Consider the following 18,244-nt stretch of genomic DNA (forward strand, 5'->3'; position numbering starts at 1 on the left):
GAATCGCCATGTTTACCTTTATTAAAAAAGTTATTAAGACCGGCACCGCGACGCACGCCTACCCGCTGGAGCCGATGCCGGTGGACAAAAACTTTCGCGGCAAGCCGGAGCATACGCCACAGCAGTGTATCGGCTGCGCGGCCTGCGTGAACGCCTGCCCGTCGAACGCCCTGACGGTCGAGATCGATCTGGCCACTAACCAGCTGGCGTGGCAGTTTAACCTCGGGCGCTGCATCTTCTGCGGTCGCTGTGAAGAGGTGTGCCCGACGGCGGCGATTAAGCTGTCGCCGGAGTATGAGCTGGCGGTGTGGAAGAAAGAGGATTTCCTCCAGCAGTCGCGCTTCGCTATCTGCCACTGCCGGGAGTGCCAGCGTCCGTTCGCGGTGCAGAAGGAGATCGACTACGCCATCGCGCTGCTCAAGCATAACGGCGATACCCGCGCCGAGCTGCACCGCGAAAGCTTCGAAACCTGCCCGGAATGCAAGCGCCAGAAATGCCTGGTGCCGTCCGATCGTATTGAACTGACCCGCCATATGAGGGAGGCCAGCTGATGAGTACTTTACTTGGCCCGCGCGATGAAAACGGCATTCCCGTGCCGATGACGGTGGATGAATCCATCGCCAGCATGAAGGCCTCGCTACTGAAGAAGATTAAACGTTCGGCCTACGTCTACCGCGTCGACTGTGGCGGCTGCAACGGCTGCGAAATCGAAATTTTCGCCACCCTTTCGCCGCTGTTCGACGCTGAACGCTTCGGGATTAAGGTGGTGCCTTCGCCGCGCCATGCCGATATTCTGTTGTTTACCGGGGCAGTGACTCGCGCGATGCGCTCCCCGGCGCTGCGCGCCTGGCAGTCGGCGCCGGATCCGAAGATCTGTATCTCCTACGGCGCCTGCGGCAACAGCGGCGGCATCTTCCACGACCTGTACTGCGTCTGGGGCGGTACCGATAAAATCGTACCGGTCGACGTCTATATTCCGGGCTGCCCGCCGACGCCAGCCGCCACGCTGTACGGCTTCGCCATGGCGCTTGGCCTGCTGGAGCAGAAAATTCATGCCCGTCTGCCGGGTGAGCTCGACGAACAGCCGACCGAGCTGCTGCATGCCGATATGGTGCAGCCTCTGCGGGTGCGCATCGATCGCGAAGCGCGGCGTCTGGCGGGCTATCGCTATGGACGGCAGATTGCCGATGACTATATGCGTCTGCTTGGCCAGGGCGACAGTCAGGTGCTGCGCTGGCTGGAGGCGGAGAAAGATCCGCGTCTGACCGAGATCGTCACCCATCTCAACCAGGTGGTCGAGGGGGCGCGTATCCGATGAGCGAGACGGTGGTGTTCAGTCAGCTGAGCCGTAAATTTATTGATGAGAACGACGCCACGCCGGATCAGGCGCAGCAGGTGGTCTATTACAGCCTGGCGATTGGCCACCACCTCGGCGTCATCGACTGTCTGGAGGCGGCGCTGAGCTGCCCGTGGGACGCGTATCTGGCATGGATCGCCACCCTTGAGGCCGGAAGCGCCGCGCGGCGCAAAATGGAGGGCGTGCCGAAGTATGGCGAAATCGTCATCGACAGCAGTCATGTGGCGATGCTGGCCAACGCCTTTGATAAAGCGCAGTCCGCGCAGACCCCGCAGCAGCAGGCGTGGAGCAAAACCCTGCTCAGCATGCTGCATGATATTCACCAGGAGAGCGCCATCTACCTGATGGTGAGGAGATTACGTGACTGACGTTTTACTCTGTGTCGGCAACAGCATGATGGGCGACGACGGCGCCGGCCCGCTGCTGGCGGAGATGTGCGCGGCGAACCCGGCCGGCCAGTGGGTGGTCATCGACGGCGGCAGCGCGCCGGAAAACGACATCGTGGCGATCCGCGAATTACGCCCCGAACGCCTGCTGATTGTCGATGCCACCGATATGGGCCTAAACCCCGGCGACATTCGCATCATCGATCCCGACGACATCGCCGAGATGTTTATGATGACCACCCATAACATGCCGCTCAACTATCTGGTCGATCAGCTGAAAGAAGACGTCGGCGAGGTGATTTTCCTCGGCATTCAGCCGGATATCGTCGGTTTTTATTATCCGATGACCCAGCCGGTGAAAGAGGCCGTTGCCCGGGTGTATCAGCAGCTGGCAGGCTGGCAGGGCAAGGGCGGCTTTACTCAGCTGGAGGCCGCGGACGACTAGCCCTGCGGCGAACCGGGCTCTCCGCCGGCGCACGACTGGCCGGAAGGGAGCCCCGTTCCCGGCGCTGCCAGCTCAAGATTCTCTATCACTAATTTACCGGGCGACACCGAGACTCTGACCTGCGTGCCGACCGGAAACCCCGCCTGCTCCAGCCAGTCGCCGTTTAAGCTTAATGCCGCGTGGCGGGTGTAGCGCCGCGTCTCCCGCGTTTTGCGGTCCTCATGGCGTTTTCTGACATATCCCACGGTTAACTGGCGAATGGCCCTGGCTATCCCTCTGGCTGCGGTAGGGTGCTGTGCGCTCATGATGTGCTCCTTGCTGAAGATACCCCTGTAAAAGTACTGGATAAAATACCAGTTATTGTAAACAGGTGGCAAACCAGAAACTGGAATCAGGCTCGAGAAAAAAGCATGTAATGGATGCAACAGATAGCCGACGCCCGTCCCCCGGTTATCGCGGGGAACGGGCGCGCGTGGGCGAGGGTGCTTAGTCGAGATCGGCGCCGTTACTGGCTATCACCTTCTGGTACCAGAAGAATGACTTTTTACGCTTACGCGCCAGGGTGCCGTTGCCGGCATCGTCGCGATCGACATAGACAAAGCCGTAGCGCTTGCTCATCTCGCCGGTGGACGCCGAGACCAGATCGATGCAGCCCCAGCTGGTGTAACCCATTACCGGAATGCCGTCGCCGATAGCATCGCGCATTGCCCTGATGTGCTCGCGCAGGTAGCTGATGCGATAGTCGTCATTGATGTCCCCATTGGCATCGATCTCATCGCGGGCGCCAAGCCCGTTTTCCACCAGGAACAGCGGTTTCTGATAGCGGTCGTACATCATGTTCATGGTGATGCGCAGGCCCAGCGGGTCGATGCCCCAGCCCCATTCGCTGGCCGGAATGTGCGGGTTCTTCAGCGACTTGACGATGTTGGCGGCATTGGTGTTGCTGGCGTTCATCTCCGCCGAGGCGCAGCGCGACGCGTAGTAGCTAAAGGAGACGAAATCGACGGTGTTTTTTAGGATCTCGTCATCGCCCGGCTGTTTCGCAATCGTGACCCCTTTTTCCCGGAACACCCGCGCGGCCCACACCGGATAGGCGCCGCGGGCCTGGACATCGATAAAGAACAGGTTTTCGCGGTCCTTCTCCAGCGCCATCCATACATCTTCCGGCTTGCAGGAGTAAGGGTAGAAATTACCGCCGGCCAGCATACAGCCGACCTGATTTTGCGGGTTAATCTCATGGGCGATTTTCGTCGCCAGCGCGCTGGCCACCAGCTCGTGATGCGCGGCCTGATACTTCACCTGCTCCTGGTTTTCACCCTCTTCAAACACCAGACCGGCGCCGGAGTAGGGGCTGTGCAGCATGATGTTGATTTCATTGAAGGTGAGCCAGTATTTCACCAGGCCGTCAAAAGCTTCAAAGCAGGTGCGGGCGTAGTGGCTGAAAAAATCCACCATTTTGCGGTTGCGCCAGGAGCCGTACTCCATCACCAGATGCATCGGCACGTCGAAATGACACAGGGTGACCAGCGGCTCGATACCGTGCTTTTTGCACTCCTCGAACAGTGAGCGATAGAAGGCGATGCCCTGCGGATTCGGCTGCTGTTCGTCGCCGCGTGGGAACAGGCGGCTCCAGGCGATGGAGGTGCGAAAGACGCTGAACCCCATCTCGGCCATCAGGGCGATATCTTCTTTATAGCGATGGTAAAAATCGATCGCCTGGTGGCTGGGGTAAAATTCGTCTTCACGCAGCGTAAAGCGCTTCTCCAGGCCTAATTTTACCGGCAGGCGATGGGCGCCGTGGGGAAGGGTATCCACGGTGGTCAGCCCCTTACCGCCTTCAAGATAAGCGCCTTCAGACTGGTTGGCGGCCAGTGCGCCGCCCCATAAAAATCCCTGTGGGAAACTCGCCATGCATTACCTCATTATCAATAGTGTATTCAGGCGTGGGATGCCTGGGCCCGGGCCTGGCGCGCTCTGGCGTCGGCAGCGGCCTGCTCAACGGGAATGTCCTCAAAGCCAAGGATCAGCGTCAGGGCAAACGACAGCACCACCGACAGCGCCATCACGCCAAACACCCAGACGATGGTCATTGGATTGGCCGGATCGAAAAACTGCACGCTGGTAAACAGCCCCGGCGCCGCCATCGAATGGCTGGCCAGTCCGGCAATACCTGCCACCGCGCCGCAGATAAAGCCGCTGATTAAGCTGGCGATCAGCGGGCGCTTCAGGCGCACCGCCACGCCGTACAGCGCCGGTTCGGAAATCCCGGCCAGAATCGCCGATGCCGCGGCGGCCAGCGCCGTCTGGCGCAGCTCCGGGTTTTTAGTTTTCCACGCTACCGCCAGCGAAGAGCCGCCGAGCGACAGGTTGGCGCCGATCTCCGATGGCATCACCATACCCTCTTTGCCGGTTTCGGCGATGGTCTGAATGATGGTCGGCGTAAAGACGCGGTGCATACCGGTCATCACCAACAGCGGCCACAGCCCGCCCATGATCGCCACCGACAGCCAGCCGAGATAGCTGTGGATCGTATACACCAGCGCGGAAATGGCGCTGCCGATCCAGATGCCCAGCGGGCCAATCAGCAGGATCGCCAGCGGGGCGGCGATCAGCACGATCAGCATCGGCTTCAGAAAGTTTTTCGTCACCGCCGGGGTAATGCGATCCACCCAGCGCTCGATATACGACAGGCACCAGGTCATCACCAGCGCCGGGATCACCGTATAGGTGTATTTCACCGCGGTAACCGGAATAAAGGCGAATTCAACGTGTTCTCCCTGGGCGGCTTTGGCCATCAATTCGATAAACCCAGGATGCACCAGCACCCCGGCGATGGCGATAGCCAGCGACATATTAGTTTTGAATTTCACCGCCGCGGAGGCGGCCACCATCAGCGGCAGGAAGAAAAATGCGCCGTCGCCGATAAGCGCCAGCAGGGTCAGCGTCGGCGAGCCTTTCGGCAACGCGCCGCTCATCTCGAGGATCATCGCCAGCAGCTTGACCATCGATCCGCCGATAATCGCCGGGATCAGCGGTGACATGGTGCCGATCAGCGCGTCGAGGATCCCGGCGCCGATGCGTTTCAGGGTCAGCGGCGCTTTGCCCTGCGGCTCAGCCGGGCGCAGGTCGCCAGGCAGCAGATTCACCACCTCGCGGTAGGCCTGGGAGACAGTGTTGCCGATGATCACCTGGCACTGGTTATCGCTGCGCACGACGCCGAGCACCCCGGCCAGGCCTTTCAGGGTAGAGCTATCGACCTGTTCGTCGTCTTTAACCACGAAGCGCAGACGGGTCATGCAGTGGGTAACGGCGGCGACGTTGTCGACCCCGCCGATTGCCGCGACTATCTGTTGCGCCAGGGCTGCATAATTTTTCGACATCGGATTTTATCCTGTTTATCAATAGGGTACTGATCTGCCACCGCCCCGCATCGCCGGGCGATAGCATGTTTTTGTAGGAAACCGGTTCCACAAAATCATGGTGAGTTTTATTTAATTGCACAAGAAATAAAAAAATATGATCTCAATTTTGTGATTTTGATCGCTAAGCGTCGCCGTGAGCCGGATCGCGGTGATGAACAGGGGAGTGCTGTAAAAGCGGGAAACGTGCAGTACACTGCCTGCAACTTTTGCAACAGGAAGAATCACATGGCAACGATGCTGGAGGTCGCAAAGCGCGCGGGGGTATCGAAGGCGACCGTTTCGCGGGTGCTGTCGGGCAACGGCTATGTCAGCCAGGAGACCAAAGACCGGGTGTTTAAGGCGGTGGCGGAGAGCGGCTACCGGCCAAATCTGCTGGCGCGCAACCTGGCGACCAAAACCACGCAAACCCTCGGCCTGGTGGTGACCAATACCCTGTACCACGGCGTCTATTTTAGCGAACTGCTGTATCACGTGGCGCGGATGACGGAGGATAAAGGGCGGCAGCTGATCCTGGCCGACGGCAAGCACAGCGCGCAAGAGGAGCGGGAGGCGATCCAGTACCTGCTGGATCTACGCTGCGATGCGATCATCATCTACCCGCGCTTTCTCACCGTTGATGAGATGGACGAGATCGTTGAGAACCACTCGCAGCCGATCATGGTGCTTAATCGCCGCCTGCGCCGCCACGCCAGCCACTGCGTCTGGTCCGATCAAAAAGCCTCGGCGATGCGGGTAGTGGAGCGGCTGATTGCGCTTGGCCATCGCGATATCGCCTTTATTACCGGCTCCCTTGACTCTCCCACCGGCGTCGAACGCCTCGCCGGCTACAAAGACGCGCTGGCTGGCCACGGCATCGCCCTGAACGAGGCGCTTATCGCCGAAGGGCGCTGGACGCCGGAAACCGGGGCGGCGGGGGTGGAGAGCCTGCGTCAGCGCGGGGTTACCTACAGCGCGCTGGTGGCGAGCAATGACGATATGGCCATCGGGGCGATGAAGCAGCTTCACCAGCTGGGCGTTAAGGTGCCAGAACAGGTCTCGGTGGTGGGGTTTGACGATATTGCTCTTGCGCCGTATATGGTGCCGTCGCTCGCCAGCGTCCGGGTGCCGGTGACGGATATGATTAAAGAGAGCATCAATCGGCTGATCTTTATGCTGGATGGCGGGGAATTCAACTTTCAGCAAAGCTTTCCCGGAGCGCTGATTGAACGCGAGTCGCTGGTGGCGGGCCCCTGTGCCTGACGTCGTCAGCTGTCATCGTCACTACTGACGATGACAGCAAAGCCCAGCTATAATAGTCTTTATAATCAATATATTAAAAACTTGGAACGTATTATGCATACTCCGGCGCGTAACCTTCTTACTGCTGGAGAAATGGATGAACCGTTTCATTATCGCCGATGCGAGCAAATGTATCGGCTGTCGCACTTGCGAAGTGGCCTGCGTGGTATCCCATCAGGAACATCAGGACTGCGCCTCCCTGACGCCTCACACCTTTCAGCCGCGTATTCACGTGATCAAAGGGGTCAATGTTTCCACGGCGACCGCCTGCCGTCAGTGTGAAGACGCCCCCTGCGCCAATGTCTGCCCGAACGGCGCCATCAGCCGCGATAAAGGCTTTGTCCATGTGATGCAGGAGCGTTGCATCGGCTGCAAAACCTGCGTCGTCGCCTGCCCGTACGGGGCGATGGAGGTGGTGGTGCGCCCGGTGATCCGCCATAGCGGCGCCGGATTGAACGTCGTGGCGGAAAAAGCCGAAGCCAACAAGTGCGATCTCTGCTTCCACCGCGAGAGCGGCCCGGCCTGCATGGAAGTGTGCCCGACGCACGCCCTCGTGTGCGTTGACCGCAACAAACTTGAGCAGATGAATATCGAGAAACGTCGCCGTACGGCGCTGGCCTGGTAAGTCAAGGCATGAACGGGGTGCAAATCCGCATTCGCGGTAAAGTGCAGGGGGTCGGTTTCCGCCCCTTTGTCTGGCAGCTGGCCCGGGCGCAGGCCCGCTGCGGCGATGTCTGTAACGACGGCGACGGCGTACTGGTGCGGCTGGTCGGGGGCGACGACGGTTTTACTGCCGCTCTGGCTGACCACTGCCCGCCGCTGGCGCGGATCGACAGCACCGCCTGCATTCCCTATCGCTGGGCGGCCACGCCGCAGGATTTCACCATCCGCGAGAGTGGGGCGGGACGGATGCGGACTCAGATTGTGCCCGATGCCGCGACCTGCCCGGCGTGCCTCGCGGAGATGAACGATCCCCGGGCACGCCGCTACCGCTACCCCTTTATCAACTGCACCCACTGCGGCCCGCGGTTGACCATTATTCGCGCCATGCCCTACGACCGGCCCTTCACCGCAATGGCGCCGTTCCCGCTCTGTTCCCCTTGTGAGGCGGAATTCCGCGATTCTGCCGATCGCCGTTTTCACGCCCAGCCGGTGGCCTGCCCCGACTGCGGGCCGCGACTGGAATGGCGGGCAGAGGGGGAAACGCTGGACGGCGAGGCGGCGCTGCAGGCGGCTATCGCCCGGCTGGCGGCGGGCGACATCGTGGCGATAAAAGGCATCGGCGGCTTTCATCTGGCCTGCGATGCCGGTAACCCCGCTGCCGTTGCCACGCTGCGGGCGCGAAAACACCGCCCGGCAAAACCGCTGGCGGTAATGCTGCCGACGGCAACGGGCTTACCCGCCGCCGCTGCGGCGCTGATGGGCTCCCCGGCGGCGCCCATCGTACTGATTGCCAAAGCGCAGGTCTCCGGCCTGTGCGACGAAATAGCGCCAGGGCTTGCGGAAGTTGGGGTGATGCTGCCGTCTAATCCGCTGCAGCATTTGCTTCTGCAGGGCCTGGCGCGCCCCATCGTAATGACCTCCGGCAACCTTAGCGGCCGTCCGCCGGCGTTAAGTAATGCTCAGGCGCTCAATGATTTAGCCGACATTGCCGACGGCTTTCTCTTGCATAATCGCGACATCGTACAGCGGATGGATGATTCACTGGTGCGCGCAAGCGGTGAAATGCTGCGCCGCGCCCGGGGCTACGTCCCGGACGCGCTGCCGCTGCCGCCGGGGCTAGGAGACATCCCGCCGCTGCTGGCTCTCGGCGCGGATATGAAAAATACTTTCTGCCTGGCGCGCGGCAGCGAAGCGGTGCTGAGCCAGCACTTTGGCGATCTTGGCGAGGAAGGTGTTGAACAGCAGTGGCGCAGCGCCCTGCAGCTGATGCAGAGCATTTACGCGTTTGTGCCGCAGCGGGTGGTGGTTGATGCCCATCCCGGCTATCGCTCAACGCAGTGGGCGGCCTCCCTGCCCCTGCCGCTGGAGACAGTGCTGCATCACCATGCCCACGCCGCGGCGTGCCTGGCGGAGCACCGCTGGCCGCTTGACGGCGGGGACGTTATCGCCCTGACACTCGACGGTATTGGTATGGGGGAGAACGGCGCGCTGTGGGGCGGGGAGTGCCTGCGGGTCAACTATCGCGAATGCGAACATCTTGGCGGGCTGCCGGCCGTCGCGCTGCCAGGGGGGGACCTGGCGGCACGCCAGCCGTGGCGAAATTTGCTGGCCCACTGTCTGGCATTTGTCCCTGACTGGCAGGATTATCCGCAGGCCGCCACCCTGCGCCAGCGCAACTGGCCGCTGCTGGCGCAGGCCATCGAGCGCGGGATTAACGCGCCGCGCGCCTCATCCTGCGGACGGCTGTTTGATGCCGTTGCCTGCGCCCTGGATTGCGCGCCGGAGAGTCTGAGCTATGAAGGCGAAGCGGCCTGTCGGCTGGAGGCGCTGGCCGCCAGCTGCCCCGGCGTCAGCCACCCGGTTACGCTGCCGTGGCGCGACGACGCGCTGGATTTAGCGACCTTCTGGCGGCAATGGCTGAGCTGGCAGGCGACTCCGGCGCAGAAAGCGTGGGCTTTCCACGACGCCCTGGCCTGGGGACTGGCGGCGATGGCCCGCGACTGCGCCACCGTCCGCGGCATCGACACGATGGTCTGCAGCGGCGGGGTGCTGCATAACCGCCTGCTGGCGGCGCGATTGACCTTTTATCTGGCGGATTTTACTCTGCTGTTTGCACAGCAGTTGCCGGCCGGCGACGGCGCAATCGCCTATGGTCAGGCGGTGATCGCCGCCGCCCGCTGGCAGGCTCAAGGAATACAACCATGATAATGACAGTTTTACGCCAGCAGCCGCGCGCCGCGGGTCTGGTGCTGGGGTTGATCGCGGCGAATTTACTGGCCTGGTGCTGGGCGCTGCAGGCCTTTGGCGACAGCGGCGCGCTGATGGCCGCCAGCCTGCTGGCCTGGGGCTACGGCCTGCGCCACGCGGTGGACGCCGACCATATTGCGGCGATTGATAACGTGACCCGCAAGATGATGCAGCAGGGGCGGCGGCCTTTCGCCGTCGGGGCGTGGTTTTCGCTGGGCCACTCATCGATTGTGGTGCTGGCCTCGGCGGCGATTGCCGCGACCGCCACCGCCTTCAGCACGCAGATGAGCTGGCTGCATGATACCGGCAGCGTCATCGGCACCGCCGTGTCGGCCCTGTTTTTACTGGCGATGGCCTTTATCAACCTGGTGATTTTACGCAGCGTGTGGCGCAGCTTTCAGGCATGGAAGCGCGGGGAGCCGGTGAGCGACGAAATCGTCAGCGGCGGCGGGGTGATGAGCTGGCTGTTTGGCAAGACCTTCCGTCTGATAAGCCGCAGCTGGCAGATGTACCTGGTCGGTTTCCTGTTTGGCCTCGGTTTTGATACCGCCACCGAAATCGGCGTACTGGGTATCTCCGCCGCCGGCGCGTCGAGCGGGATTTCCGTCTGGTCGATTATGGTCTTTCCGGCACTGTTCGCCAGCGGTATGGCGCTGGTGGATACGCTTGATAATGTGCTGATGGTCGGCGCCTACGGCTGGGCGTTCAGCAAACCGCAGCGCAAGCTTTATTACAATATGACCATCACCGGCACTTCGGTGGTGGTGGCGCTGTTTATCGGCGGCCTGGAAGCGCTGGGCCTGCTGATGGATAAGTTTGCGCTCAGCGGCGGAATATGGCGCTGGGTAGGGGCGTTAAACGACAACCTTGGCGACGCCGGATTTGTGGTGGTCGGGTTGTTTGTCGCCTGTTGGGCGCTGTCGGTGCTCAACTACCGCTGGCGCGGCTACGACAATCTGGCGCGCTAGGCTGGATATGTTCCCGGCTTGCGCTGCGCTTAGCCGGGCTACCAGGACAATACCGTAGCCCGGCTAAGGCGTTTACGCCGCAAGCCGGGAAAACCATCAACTTACCAGTTGTTTGAGCAGCGCAAAGGCTTCCTTCATTTTGTCTTCACTCACCACAAAGGCCCGCAGCTGGTTTTCGGCATCCACGCCTTTCGCCACCAGCCCCTCTTTGGCGGCCACGATATTCCACGTCAGATCGTCGCGGCGGGTGTCGCCGGCCAGATGCAGCGGCAGATCCGGGGTTTTCACCTTCACCAGCATTGGCGGCAGCTTGAGTTCTCCCGCCTGCGCCAGCAGATTTTTACTCAGGCACATGGCGCTGAGTAAAATCGGCTGCAGGAACGGCAGTACCACGCCGTTGATTTCCGCACAGTCGCCGAGCGCATAAATCGCCGGGTCGCTGGTTTGCAGCTGGCTATTGACCACAATACCGCGGTTAATCTGCAGTCCGGCGTGGCGCGCCAGCGACGTTTCCGGGCGCAGGCCGGCGGCGGCCACCACCGCATCGACGGTTATCGCGCGCTGGCGATCGAGACTGACGCGAATGCCGTCGGCGGTTTGCTCCAGCCCCTCCAGCTGCGTTTTCAGCATCAGATGTACGCCCATCTCGGTGAGCCGATGCTGCAGGCGGCTGCTGGCCTCCGGCGGCATCAGCGCCGCCAGCACGCTGGCGGAGTTATCGACTACCGTTACCGCTTTACCGGCGCGGCAGAAATCCATCGCCAGTTCGCAGCCAATCAGGCCGCCGCCGACGATCAGCACGCGCTTCGCGTCGTGCAGCCGGCTCTGCGCCGCGCCATATTCGCGCTGGCTATTGAGCGTTAGCATCAGCTCGCGCCCCGGCACCGACGGGATAAACGGCGTCGCGCCGGTGGCCAGCACCAGTTTGTCGTAGCGCCACTGGTTATCGTGGCTCTTCACTAACCGGTTTTCGGCGTCGATATCGCTTACCCAGGTATGGGGAAACAGACGCAGAGTGTACTGCTCGGCGAACTCGCCGGCACTTTGCAGGGTCAGATCGTCGGCCTTCTGTCCGCGGCTGATGACATGGCTGAGGTCCGGTTTGTTGTATTCATCCATGCTATCGGCGGCGATGAGGGTCAGCGGGATTTGCGCATCCTGCTTACGAATATTTTTCACCAGCTGGCGGGCCGCGAAGCCCGAGCCGATGATGACGATGCCATCACTCATTTTGCCTCCGTCGCCAGTACGTCAAAGACATCTTTGCCAAGAGAACACTCAGGGCAGAGGAAATTGTCCGGCACTTCGCTCCACGGCGTACCCGGCTGTACATCCTGATTAGGTTCGCCTTTCGCCGGGTCATAGACCCACTGGCACACGCTGCACTGCATCATGGGACCGAGATCGGCGGCCGCGGCCGCGGCACAGGCGCAGTCCTGTGGTTCCGGTGTTGTCGCTGCTTCAGCAACCGGCAGCGGCGAGAGGGCCCATTGGCGAGCGATGTCGCGACCGTGTTGGCGGCACAGCTCCAGCGCGTCGATATCCGGGCGCCATTTGGCTTTCAGGCTCAGCGACATCTCAAAGCCGGCATCCTGCAGGCGGGTGGACAGGCGGTCTACCGCGCCGCCGCTCCAGCCGTGCGAGCCAAAGGCGCTGGCGCGTTTATTGCGAAAACGCAGCCCGGTCATCTCTTCCACCAGCCCGGCGATTTTCGGCATCATCACGTTGTTCATGGTGGACGTGCCGACAAGTACGCCTTTCGAGCGGAAAACATTGGTGAGGATGTCGTTTTTGTCGCTGCGGGCGACGTTAAAGATTTTCACCGCTACCCGTGGGTCAACCTCGGTGATCCCCTGGGCAATGGCGTCCGCCATCATGCGGGTATTATTGGACATGGTGTCGTAGAAGATGGTGATGCGATCTTCCTGATAATCCGCCGCCCACTCGAGGTATTTCTCGACGATTTGCGTCGGGTTATCGCGCCAGACCACGCCGTGGGAGGTGGCAATCATCTCCACCGGCAGGTTGAAACCGAGGATTTCAGTAATTTTCGGCGTCACCAGGCGGCTGAAGGGCGTCAGGATGTTGGCGTAGTAGCGCTGGCACTGTTCGTACAGTTCAGTCTGGTCCACTTCATCGTTGAACAGATGTTCGTCGCAATAGTGCTGGCCGAAGGCGTCGTTGCTGAACAGCACCGCGTCGCCGGTCAGGTAGGTCATCATGCTGTCCGGCCAGTGCAGCATCGGCGTTTCCACGAAGATCAGCTGTTTACCGTTACCGATGTCGAGAGTATCGCCGGTTTTCACCACGTGGAAGTTCCACTCCGGATGATGATGGTGGCCGTTGATCGAGTCGATGGCGTTGGCAGTGCAGTAGATCGGCGTATCCGGGATCTGCATCATCAGTTCGGTCAGCGCGCCGGCATGGTCCTCTTCGGCGTGGTTAATGACGATATAGTCGAGGTCGGCGAGGTCGATTTCGCGGCGCAGGTTCTGTACGAACTCGCGGCTGAATTTATGATCGACGGTATCGATCAGCACGTTTTTCTCTTCGCGGATGAGATAGCTGTTGTAGCTGCTGCCGCGCAGCGTTTTATATTCGGTGCCGTGGAAATCACGCACTTCCCAGTCACGTTGGCCAACCCAAAGAATGTTATTTTTCACCACAATAGACATAGCAACCTCAATCAATACAGTGTGTTTAAACTCAGTTGACTGGCTTATATCAAGTTGCGTGCCAACTTTTTAATTCATTGATAATTATCTGTTTTTAATTTTTTCTGATTTTGGTTGTTGTCAAAATGACAATGGTTAAAATAGTCGATATGACAATGCGTATTGTCAAAATGACAATGGAGCGGCAATGAGTTTTTCCGTCGACGAGCTGGCGAGAATCGCCATAGATTTACAAAGCGATATTGGTCACACCGACCGCTTTTCGCGCCTGATTACTACCCTGCGGCAAATTCTTGGCTGCGATGCCTCGGCGCTGCTGCGCTATGAGGCGCATCAGTTTGTGCCGCTGGCGATCGATGGCCTGGCGCAGGATGTGCTCGGTCGGCGCTTTGCCCTGGAAGGACACCCGCGGCTGGAGGCGATTGCGCGCGCCGGGGATGTGGTGCGCTTCCCGGCGGATAGCGACCTGCCCGACCCCTATGACGGGTTGATCCCCGGTCATGAGAGCCTCAAAGTCCATGCCTGCGTGGGACTGCCGCTGTTTGCCGGGCAGACGCTGATTGGCGCGCTGACCCTGGACGGCATGGATGCCGATCGTTTCGATAGCTTCAGCGATGAAGAGCTGCGGCTGATTGCCGCGCTGGTGGCCGGGGCGCTGAATAATGCGCTGCTTATCGCCCGCCTTGAAGCGCAAAACGTCCTGCCGGCGCAGGCGGTGAATTACCCGCTGCCGGAGCGCCAGGAGATCATCGGCCTGTCGGGGCCCATGCTGCAGCTGAAAAAAGAGATCGATATCGTCGCCGCCTCGGATTTAAACGTGCTGATCAGCGGCGAAACCGGCACCGGCAAAGAGCTGGTGGCGAAGGCGGTGCATCAGGGGTCGCCGCGAGCCGCCAACCCTCTGGTGTACCTCAACTGCGCGGCGCTGCCGGAAAGCGTAGCGGAGAGCGAGCTGTTCGGCCATGTGAAAGGGGCATTTACCGGGGCTATCAGCAACCGCAGCGGTAAATTTGAGATGGCGGATAACGGCACCCTGTTTCTTGACGAAATCGGCGAACTGTCGCTGGCGCTGCAGGCCAAACTGCTGCGCGTGCTGCAGTATGGCGATATTCAGCGCGTCGGCGATGACCGCAGCCTGCGGGTCGATGTGCGGGTGCTGGCGGCGACGAACCGCGATCTGCGCCAGGAGGTGGTGGAAGGGCGCTTTCGCGCCGATCTGTACCATCGGCTGAGCGTCTTCCCGCTGTCGGTTCCGCCGCTACGCGAGCGGGAAAGTGACGTGGTGCTGCTGGCGGGCTATTTCTGTGAGCAGTGCCGCCTGCGGATGGGGCTGGCGCGGGTCATTTTGGCTGAGGCGGCGCGAAACCGGCTGCAGAAGTGGTCCTGGCCGGGCAACGTGCGCGAACTGGAGCATGCTATCCATCGGGCGGTGGTGCTGGCGCGGGCCACCCAGGCCGGTGATGAAGTGGTCCTGGAGCCGCAGCATTTCCAGTTTGCGGTGGCGGCGCCGATGTTGCCGACTGAGACGGCGGCAGCGGCGCCCGCGACGGGAAACATCAATCTGCGCGAGGCGACCGACTCTTTTCAGCGAGAAGCCATTAGCCGCGCGCTGGAGGCGAACCAGGGCAACTGGGCGGCGACCGCCCGAGCGCTGGAACTGGACGTCGCCAACCTGCATCGGCTGGCGAAACGTCTGGGTCTTAAAGGATCCCCGCCTGGTAAAAGTTCTGCAGGTTAATGGCGCCGACCAGTTGGCCGTTCTCATCCACTACCGGCGCGGCGCTGATTTTGTGTTTCATCAGCCGCTCTTTGGCTTCCACCGCGCGGCTATCCGCCTGCAGCGTTACGCCGTTGCGGGTCATCGCCCGAGTGACGCCATCGTTGAGCGTACCGCCAGCAACCAGCCAGCGGCGCAGGTCGCCGTCGGTGAAAACGCCCTGCACGCGGTTGGCTTCATCGCAGACCGCCACCAGGCCGAGTCCGGTTCGGCTTAGTTCGAGCATGGCGTCCATGACGTTGGCCTCGGTATTGACCCGCGGCACTTCTTCATCACGACGCATCAGGTGATGCACTTTGTTCAGCAGCCGCGCGCCGAGGGCGCCCGCCGGGTGGGAACGGGCGAAATCCTCTTCATTGAAACCGCGCGCCTGCATCACCGCCATCGCCAACGCGTCGCCCAGCATCAGCGTGTTGACGGTGCTGGAGGTTGGCGCCAGATGCATCGGGCAGGCCTCGCGCTCCACGGCGATATCCAGCACCGCTTTCGCCGCCAGCGCCAGCGGCGAGGTGGATTTGCCGGTCATCGCCAGCAGCGGAATGCCTTTTTCTTCCAGCCGCGGCACGATGAGATCCAGCTCTTTCGCGCTACCGGAGTAGGAGATAAACAGCATCACGTCGCGGCTATCGAGCATGCCGAGATCGCCGTGTAGGGCTTCCGCCGGATGGACGAAAAAGGCCGGGGTGCCGGTGCTGGCGAAGGTTGCCGCCAGCTTTTTACCGATGTGGCCGGATTTACCGATACCGGAGACAATCAGTTTGCCCTCGCAGTGGATAATGGTTTCCGCCGCGCGGATGAAGTCGTCGCCCAGGCGCTCCGGCAGGCGGCTCGCCTCCTGCAGCTCAAGCATCAGGGTCTGGCGTCCGGCCTCTAACAAAAAGTTACTCATGATGTTCTCCAGTAATAATGACTTCAATGCCTTTGGCTTCCAGCGCCCGCTGGAATTCCGGGTCAATATCGGCATCGGTAATCAATTTATCCACGCGTTCAAGGCCGCAGACAATATTGGGGCTTTTACGACCAAACTTGGATGAGTCGGCCATCAGGATCACTTCGCGGGCGGCGTTGCACATCGCTTTGCTGACGGTATAGACCTCATTAAAGGTAGTGACTCCGGCGTTCAGATCGATACCGTCGGTGCCCATAAACAGCTTGTCGAAGCTGAACTGTTCGAAGGCGTTTTCCGCCAGCTGGCCGTGAAAAGAGGCCGATTTTTTACGGAAGGTGCCGCCCGGCATCAGGATGGTCTGCTCGTTATCGAACTCTGATAGCGCGTTGACGATATGCAGGCTGTTGGTCATCACCGTGATGTTATTAAAGTGACTCAGCAATGGCACCATCTGCAGCACGGTGCTGCCGGCGTCGAGGATAATTGAATCGCCATCGTGGATGTATCGCACGGCGGCCTCGGCAATCTGCGCTTTTTTATGGGTGTTGATCAGCGTTTTATGGTCAATCGGCGGATCGGCTTCATCCTTGTTGAGTACCACGCCACCGTAGGTGCGAATGACGGTGCCGGCGTTTTCCAGCGTGACCAGATCCTTGCGGATGGTGGTGCCAGTGGTATCGAAGTGTTGCGCCAGCTCTTCGACCGAGCATTTTCCCTGCGACTGCAGGAACTCGAGAATGGCTGCCTGGCGCTGACGTGGTTTCATAGGCGTCTATCCTGCGTTTAAGTTTCGAAGTGATAATTTCGCAAGATATTTACTTTTACAACGAAATTATCCATGTTTCGGATTAAGCGCTAATGATAGTGCATTCTGACAGCGCGGATCATGGGGAAAGATCACATCAGGCTGCAATTCCGCAATATGTTTGCCTGCCAGAGCCGGGATCTTTTGCGGACTGGCGAAAATGGTGAAGCCTTTCATCAGCAGCGTGTCGCTAATGCGGTCGTTATCATCGACGGCGATGGCGACGATGGCGCGCGGTTGAAAGCGCCCGGCGGAGCGGCCGACGCCCACCCGCCCCTGCTGGCACAGGCTATCAAAGGCGCGATTGAAGCGGCGGATCTGCCAGCCGCCAAAGGCCAGCTGGGTAAGCCAGGCGATGGCGGCGACGATGATTAATGCAGTAACCATAGGTCTCTCCTTAAGAGGGGCGGGAACAGCCCAGGTCACGGCGCGAGCGCCTAACCCGAGCGACCCGCGGTGCCGTTTTTTTGTCGGGTGGCGGCTAACGCCTTACCCGACCTACAGTTTTGTAGCCCGGATAAGCGCAGCGCCATCCGGGAACCTGTTAAAACATCACCTGGCCGCCGGTGACGTTGATTGACTGCCCGGTGCAGTACGACGACTGTGGGCTAGCGTAAAACATCAATACGTTCAGCACATCCTGATATTCGCAGCCGCGCTTCAGCGGCACCTTGTCGATGTAGTACTGCTCGACTTCGCTCTCATCGATACCGAGCTTGGTGGCATACTGCGGCAGCAGCGACTGGAACATCGGCGACTTCAGCAGATTGCCGAGCATCAGCGAATGCACGGTAATGCCATATTCCGCCAGATCCAGCGCCAGCGACTGGGTCAGCCCGACGCCGCCGAACTTCGCCGCGCTGTAGCCGGAGTTGTGCTTACTGCCAACTTTGCCGGATTTCGAGTTGATCTGAATGATCCGCCCCTTAATACCGTCGCGGATCATCAGCCGCGAGAACTCGCGGGCGCAGAGAAAATAGCCCACCAGATTGACCTGCAGCGAGCGGTCGAAATCCCCCAGCGCGAAGTCGCTAATAAACGCCGCCTTGGCGATCCCGGCGCTGTACACCAGCAGGTCGACGCGCGAAAAAATCTCATCCACCCCGTGGGCCAGGGCGGTGACGCTGGCCTCGCTGGTGGCGTCGGCGCCGAAGCCGTACGCCATACCTTCGCCATACTCAGCGTTAATCTCCTGGGCGACGCGGCTGGCTTTTTCGCTCTGAATATCGACCACCGCCACGCGGTAGCCCTCGGCGGCCAGCCCGCGGCACAGAAACTCTCCTAAGGTTTGTCCACCGCCAATGACAACAGCAACCTGATTCATCTCTCTCT

Annotated in this window: 18 protein-coding genes; 9 read left to right on the forward strand and 9 right to left on the reverse strand. The window is 60.6% G+C overall.

Translation table 11 applies throughout. The features are described from left to right. The first annotated feature begins 8 nt into the window (after positions 1 to 8). The 4 genes from AB1E37_RS05340 to hycI are packed head-to-tail and all read left to right on the forward strand — an operon-like array spanning position 9 to position 2,188. A complete protein-coding gene (locus AB1E37_RS05340) occupies positions 9 to 551 on the forward strand; it encodes a formate hydrogenlyase complex iron-sulfur subunit (RefSeq protein WP_002914893.1) in 543 nt (180 codons plus the stop codon). After that, positions 551 to 1,318: an NADH-quinone oxidoreductase subunit B family protein gene (locus AB1E37_RS05345; RefSeq protein WP_002914891.1), complete on the forward strand. Its 768-nt coding sequence runs from the start codon at positions 551 to 553 to the stop codon at positions 1,316 to 1,318. Before AB1E37_RS05340 ends, AB1E37_RS05345 begins: the two co-directional genes overlap by 1 nt. Beyond that, positions 1,315 to 1,725, forward strand: coding sequence for a formate hydrogenlyase maturation HycH family protein (locus tag AB1E37_RS05350; protein WP_002914887.1), 411 nt, complete (start codon positions 1,315 to 1,317; stop codon positions 1,723 to 1,725). Before AB1E37_RS05345 ends, AB1E37_RS05350 begins: the two co-directional genes overlap by 4 nt. Then, on the forward strand, positions 1,718 to 2,188 hold the full coding sequence (gene hycI / locus AB1E37_RS05355) for a hydrogenase maturation peptidase HycI (RefSeq protein ID WP_004174683.1): 471 nt from the start codon (positions 1,718 to 1,720) through the stop codon (positions 2,186 to 2,188). The genes AB1E37_RS05350 and hycI overlap by 8 nt, the downstream gene beginning before the upstream one ends. Here hycI and AB1E37_RS05360 read toward each other — a convergent pair. The 3 genes from AB1E37_RS05360 to ascF all read right to left on the reverse strand — a co-directional run bounded on the left by AB1E37_RS05360 (position 2,185) and on the right by ascF (position 5,568). Next, entirely contained in the window at positions 2,185 to 2,493 is a 309-nt protein-coding gene (locus AB1E37_RS05360; RefSeq protein WP_002914883.1) for a SymE family type I addiction module toxin, read from the reverse strand. The genes hycI and AB1E37_RS05360 overlap by 4 nt on opposite strands. Before the next feature lie 181 nt (positions 2,494 to 2,674). Beyond that, positions 2,675 to 4,099, reverse strand: coding sequence for a 6-phospho-beta-glucosidase (locus tag AB1E37_RS05365; protein WP_004181034.1), 1,425 nt, complete (start codon positions 4,097 to 4,099; stop codon positions 2,675 to 2,677). 26 nt (positions 4,100 to 4,125) lie between these two features. Then, positions 4,126 to 5,568, reverse strand: a complete 1,443-nt coding sequence (gene ascF / locus AB1E37_RS05370; protein WP_002914879.1) for a PTS cellobiose/arbutin/salicin transporter subunit IIBC — start codon at positions 5,566 to 5,568, stop codon at positions 4,126 to 4,128. Between the two features lie 267 nt (positions 5,569 to 5,835). Here ascF and AB1E37_RS05375 point away from each other — a divergent pair, with 267 nt between their 5' ends. From AB1E37_RS05375 to AB1E37_RS05390, 4 genes are all read left to right on the forward strand, one after another. Then, on the forward strand, positions 5,836 to 6,849 hold the full coding sequence (locus AB1E37_RS05375) for a LacI family DNA-binding transcriptional regulator (RefSeq protein ID WP_032448037.1): 1,014 nt from the start codon (positions 5,836 to 5,838) through the stop codon (positions 6,847 to 6,849). A gap of 136 nt (positions 6,850 to 6,985) precedes the next feature. After that, positions 6,986 to 7,513 (forward strand): electron transport protein HydN, encoded by a 528-nt coding sequence (gene hydN / locus AB1E37_RS05380; RefSeq protein WP_002914875.1) that lies wholly within the window; start codon positions 6,986 to 6,988, stop codon positions 7,511 to 7,513. Positions 7,514 to 7,521: 8 nt separating this feature from the next. Further along, positions 7,522 to 9,756, forward strand: a complete 2,235-nt coding sequence (gene hypF / locus AB1E37_RS05385) for a carbamoyltransferase HypF (protein ID WP_032448036.1) — start codon at positions 7,522 to 7,524, stop codon at positions 9,754 to 9,756. Beyond that, positions 9,753 to 10,766, forward strand: a complete 1,014-nt coding sequence (locus tag AB1E37_RS05390) for a HoxN/HupN/NixA family nickel/cobalt transporter (RefSeq protein WP_004900080.1) — start codon at positions 9,753 to 9,755, stop codon at positions 10,764 to 10,766. Before hypF ends, AB1E37_RS05390 begins: the two co-directional genes overlap by 4 nt. 96 nt (positions 10,767 to 10,862) lie before the next feature. On the opposite strand, the gene norW is transcribed toward AB1E37_RS05390, so the two are convergent. After that, positions 10,863 to 11,996 (reverse strand): NADH:flavorubredoxin reductase NorW, encoded by a 1,134-nt coding sequence (gene norW, locus AB1E37_RS05395; RefSeq protein WP_002914823.1) that lies wholly within the window; start codon positions 11,994 to 11,996, stop codon positions 10,863 to 10,865. Next, on the reverse strand, positions 11,993 to 13,441 hold the full coding sequence (norV, locus tag AB1E37_RS05400) for an anaerobic nitric oxide reductase flavorubredoxin (protein ID WP_004145759.1): 1,449 nt from the start codon (positions 13,439 to 13,441) through the stop codon (positions 11,993 to 11,995). The genes norW and norV overlap by 4 nt, the downstream gene beginning before the upstream one ends. Before the next feature lie 187 nt (positions 13,442 to 13,628). Here norV and norR point away from each other — a divergent pair, with 187 nt between their 5' ends. Further along, positions 13,629 to 15,179 carry a nitric oxide reductase transcriptional regulator NorR gene (gene norR, locus AB1E37_RS05405; protein WP_002914820.1) on the forward strand — a complete coding sequence of 517 codons (1,551 nt, stop codon included), beginning with the start codon at positions 13,629 to 13,631 and terminating at the stop codon, positions 15,177 to 15,179. Here norR and gutQ read toward each other — a convergent pair. From gutQ to srlD, 4 genes are all read right to left on the reverse strand, one after another. Next, a complete protein-coding gene (gutQ, locus tag AB1E37_RS05410) occupies positions 15,142 to 16,107 on the reverse strand; it encodes an arabinose-5-phosphate isomerase GutQ (RefSeq protein WP_004174691.1) in 966 nt (321 codons plus the stop codon). The genes norR and gutQ overlap by 38 nt on opposite strands. Then, positions 16,100 to 16,873, reverse strand: a complete 774-nt coding sequence (locus AB1E37_RS05415; RefSeq protein WP_002914817.1) for a DNA-binding transcriptional repressor — start codon at positions 16,871 to 16,873, stop codon at positions 16,100 to 16,102. Before AB1E37_RS05415 ends, gutQ begins: the two co-directional genes overlap by 8 nt. 66 nt (positions 16,874 to 16,939) lie before the next feature. Continuing rightward, complete coding sequence (gutM, locus tag AB1E37_RS05420) at positions 16,940 to 17,299, reverse strand: transcriptional regulator GutM (RefSeq protein WP_004145754.1); 360 nt, start codon at positions 17,297 to 17,299, stop codon at positions 16,940 to 16,942. Between the two features lie 157 nt (positions 17,300 to 17,456). Further along, complete coding sequence (gene srlD / locus AB1E37_RS05425) at positions 17,457 to 18,236, reverse strand: sorbitol-6-phosphate dehydrogenase (protein ID WP_032448034.1); 780 nt, start codon at positions 18,234 to 18,236, stop codon at positions 17,457 to 17,459. Between the last annotated feature and the right edge of the window lie 8 nt (positions 18,237 to 18,244).

Origin of the sequence: Klebsiella sp. Shm-1 (assembly GCF_040804525.1) — a bacterium.
GTDB classification, from domain to species: Bacteria; Pseudomonadota; Gammaproteobacteria; order Enterobacterales; family Enterobacteriaceae; genus Klebsiella; species Klebsiella pneumoniae.

What these genes read in the sequence shown, in the direction of transcription:
- gutQ (WP_004174691.1), bottom strand. Translation starts at nt 16,107, where the DNA reads ATGAGTAACTTTTTGTTAGAGGCCGGACGCCAGACCCTGATGCTTGAG.
- AB1E37_RS05345 (WP_002914891.1), top strand. Translation starts at nt 551, where the DNA reads ATGAGTACTTTACTTGGCCCGCGCGATGAAAACGGCATTCCCGTGCCG.
- AB1E37_RS05340 (WP_002914893.1), top strand. Translation starts at nt 9, where the DNA reads ATGTTTACCTTTATTAAAAAAGTTATTAAGACCGGCACCGCGACGCAC.
- norV (WP_004145759.1), bottom strand. Translation starts at nt 13,441, where the DNA reads ATGTCTATTGTGGTGAAAAATAACATTCTTTGGGTTGGCCAACGTGAC.
- hypF (WP_032448036.1), top strand. Translation starts at nt 7,522, where the DNA reads ATGAACGGGGTGCAAATCCGCATTCGCGGTAAAGTGCAGGGGGTCGGT.
- srlD (WP_032448034.1), bottom strand. Translation starts at nt 18,236, where the DNA reads ATGAATCAGGTTGCTGTTGTCATTGGCGGTGGACAAACCTTAGGAGAG.
- AB1E37_RS05360 (WP_002914883.1), bottom strand. Translation starts at nt 2,493, where the DNA reads ATGAGCGCACAGCACCCTACCGCAGCCAGAGGGATAGCCAGGGCCATT.
- AB1E37_RS05415 (WP_002914817.1), bottom strand. Translation starts at nt 16,873, where the DNA reads ATGAAACCACGTCAGCGCCAGGCAGCCATTCTCGAGTTCCTGCAGTCG.
- AB1E37_RS05390 (WP_004900080.1), top strand. Translation starts at nt 9,753, where the DNA reads ATGATAATGACAGTTTTACGCCAGCAGCCGCGCGCCGCGGGTCTGGTG.
- AB1E37_RS05365 (WP_004181034.1), bottom strand. Translation starts at nt 4,099, where the DNA reads ATGGCGAGTTTCCCACAGGGATTTTTATGGGGCGGCGCACTGGCCGCC.
- AB1E37_RS05350 (WP_002914887.1), top strand. Translation starts at nt 1,315, where the DNA reads ATGAGCGAGACGGTGGTGTTCAGTCAGCTGAGCCGTAAATTTATTGAT.
- gutM (WP_004145754.1), bottom strand. Translation starts at nt 17,299, where the DNA reads ATGGTTACTGCATTAATCATCGTCGCCGCCATCGCCTGGCTTACCCAG.
- norW (WP_002914823.1), bottom strand. Translation starts at nt 11,996, where the DNA reads ATGAGTGATGGCATCGTCATCATCGGCTCGGGCTTCGCGGCCCGCCAG.
- AB1E37_RS05375 (WP_032448037.1), top strand. Translation starts at nt 5,836, where the DNA reads ATGGCAACGATGCTGGAGGTCGCAAAGCGCGCGGGGGTATCGAAGGCG.
- norR (WP_002914820.1), top strand. Translation starts at nt 13,629, where the DNA reads ATGAGTTTTTCCGTCGACGAGCTGGCGAGAATCGCCATAGATTTACAA.
- hydN (WP_002914875.1), top strand. Translation starts at nt 6,986, where the DNA reads ATGAACCGTTTCATTATCGCCGATGCGAGCAAATGTATCGGCTGTCGC.
- ascF (WP_002914879.1), bottom strand. Translation starts at nt 5,568, where the DNA reads ATGTCGAAAAATTATGCAGCCCTGGCGCAACAGATAGTCGCGGCAATC.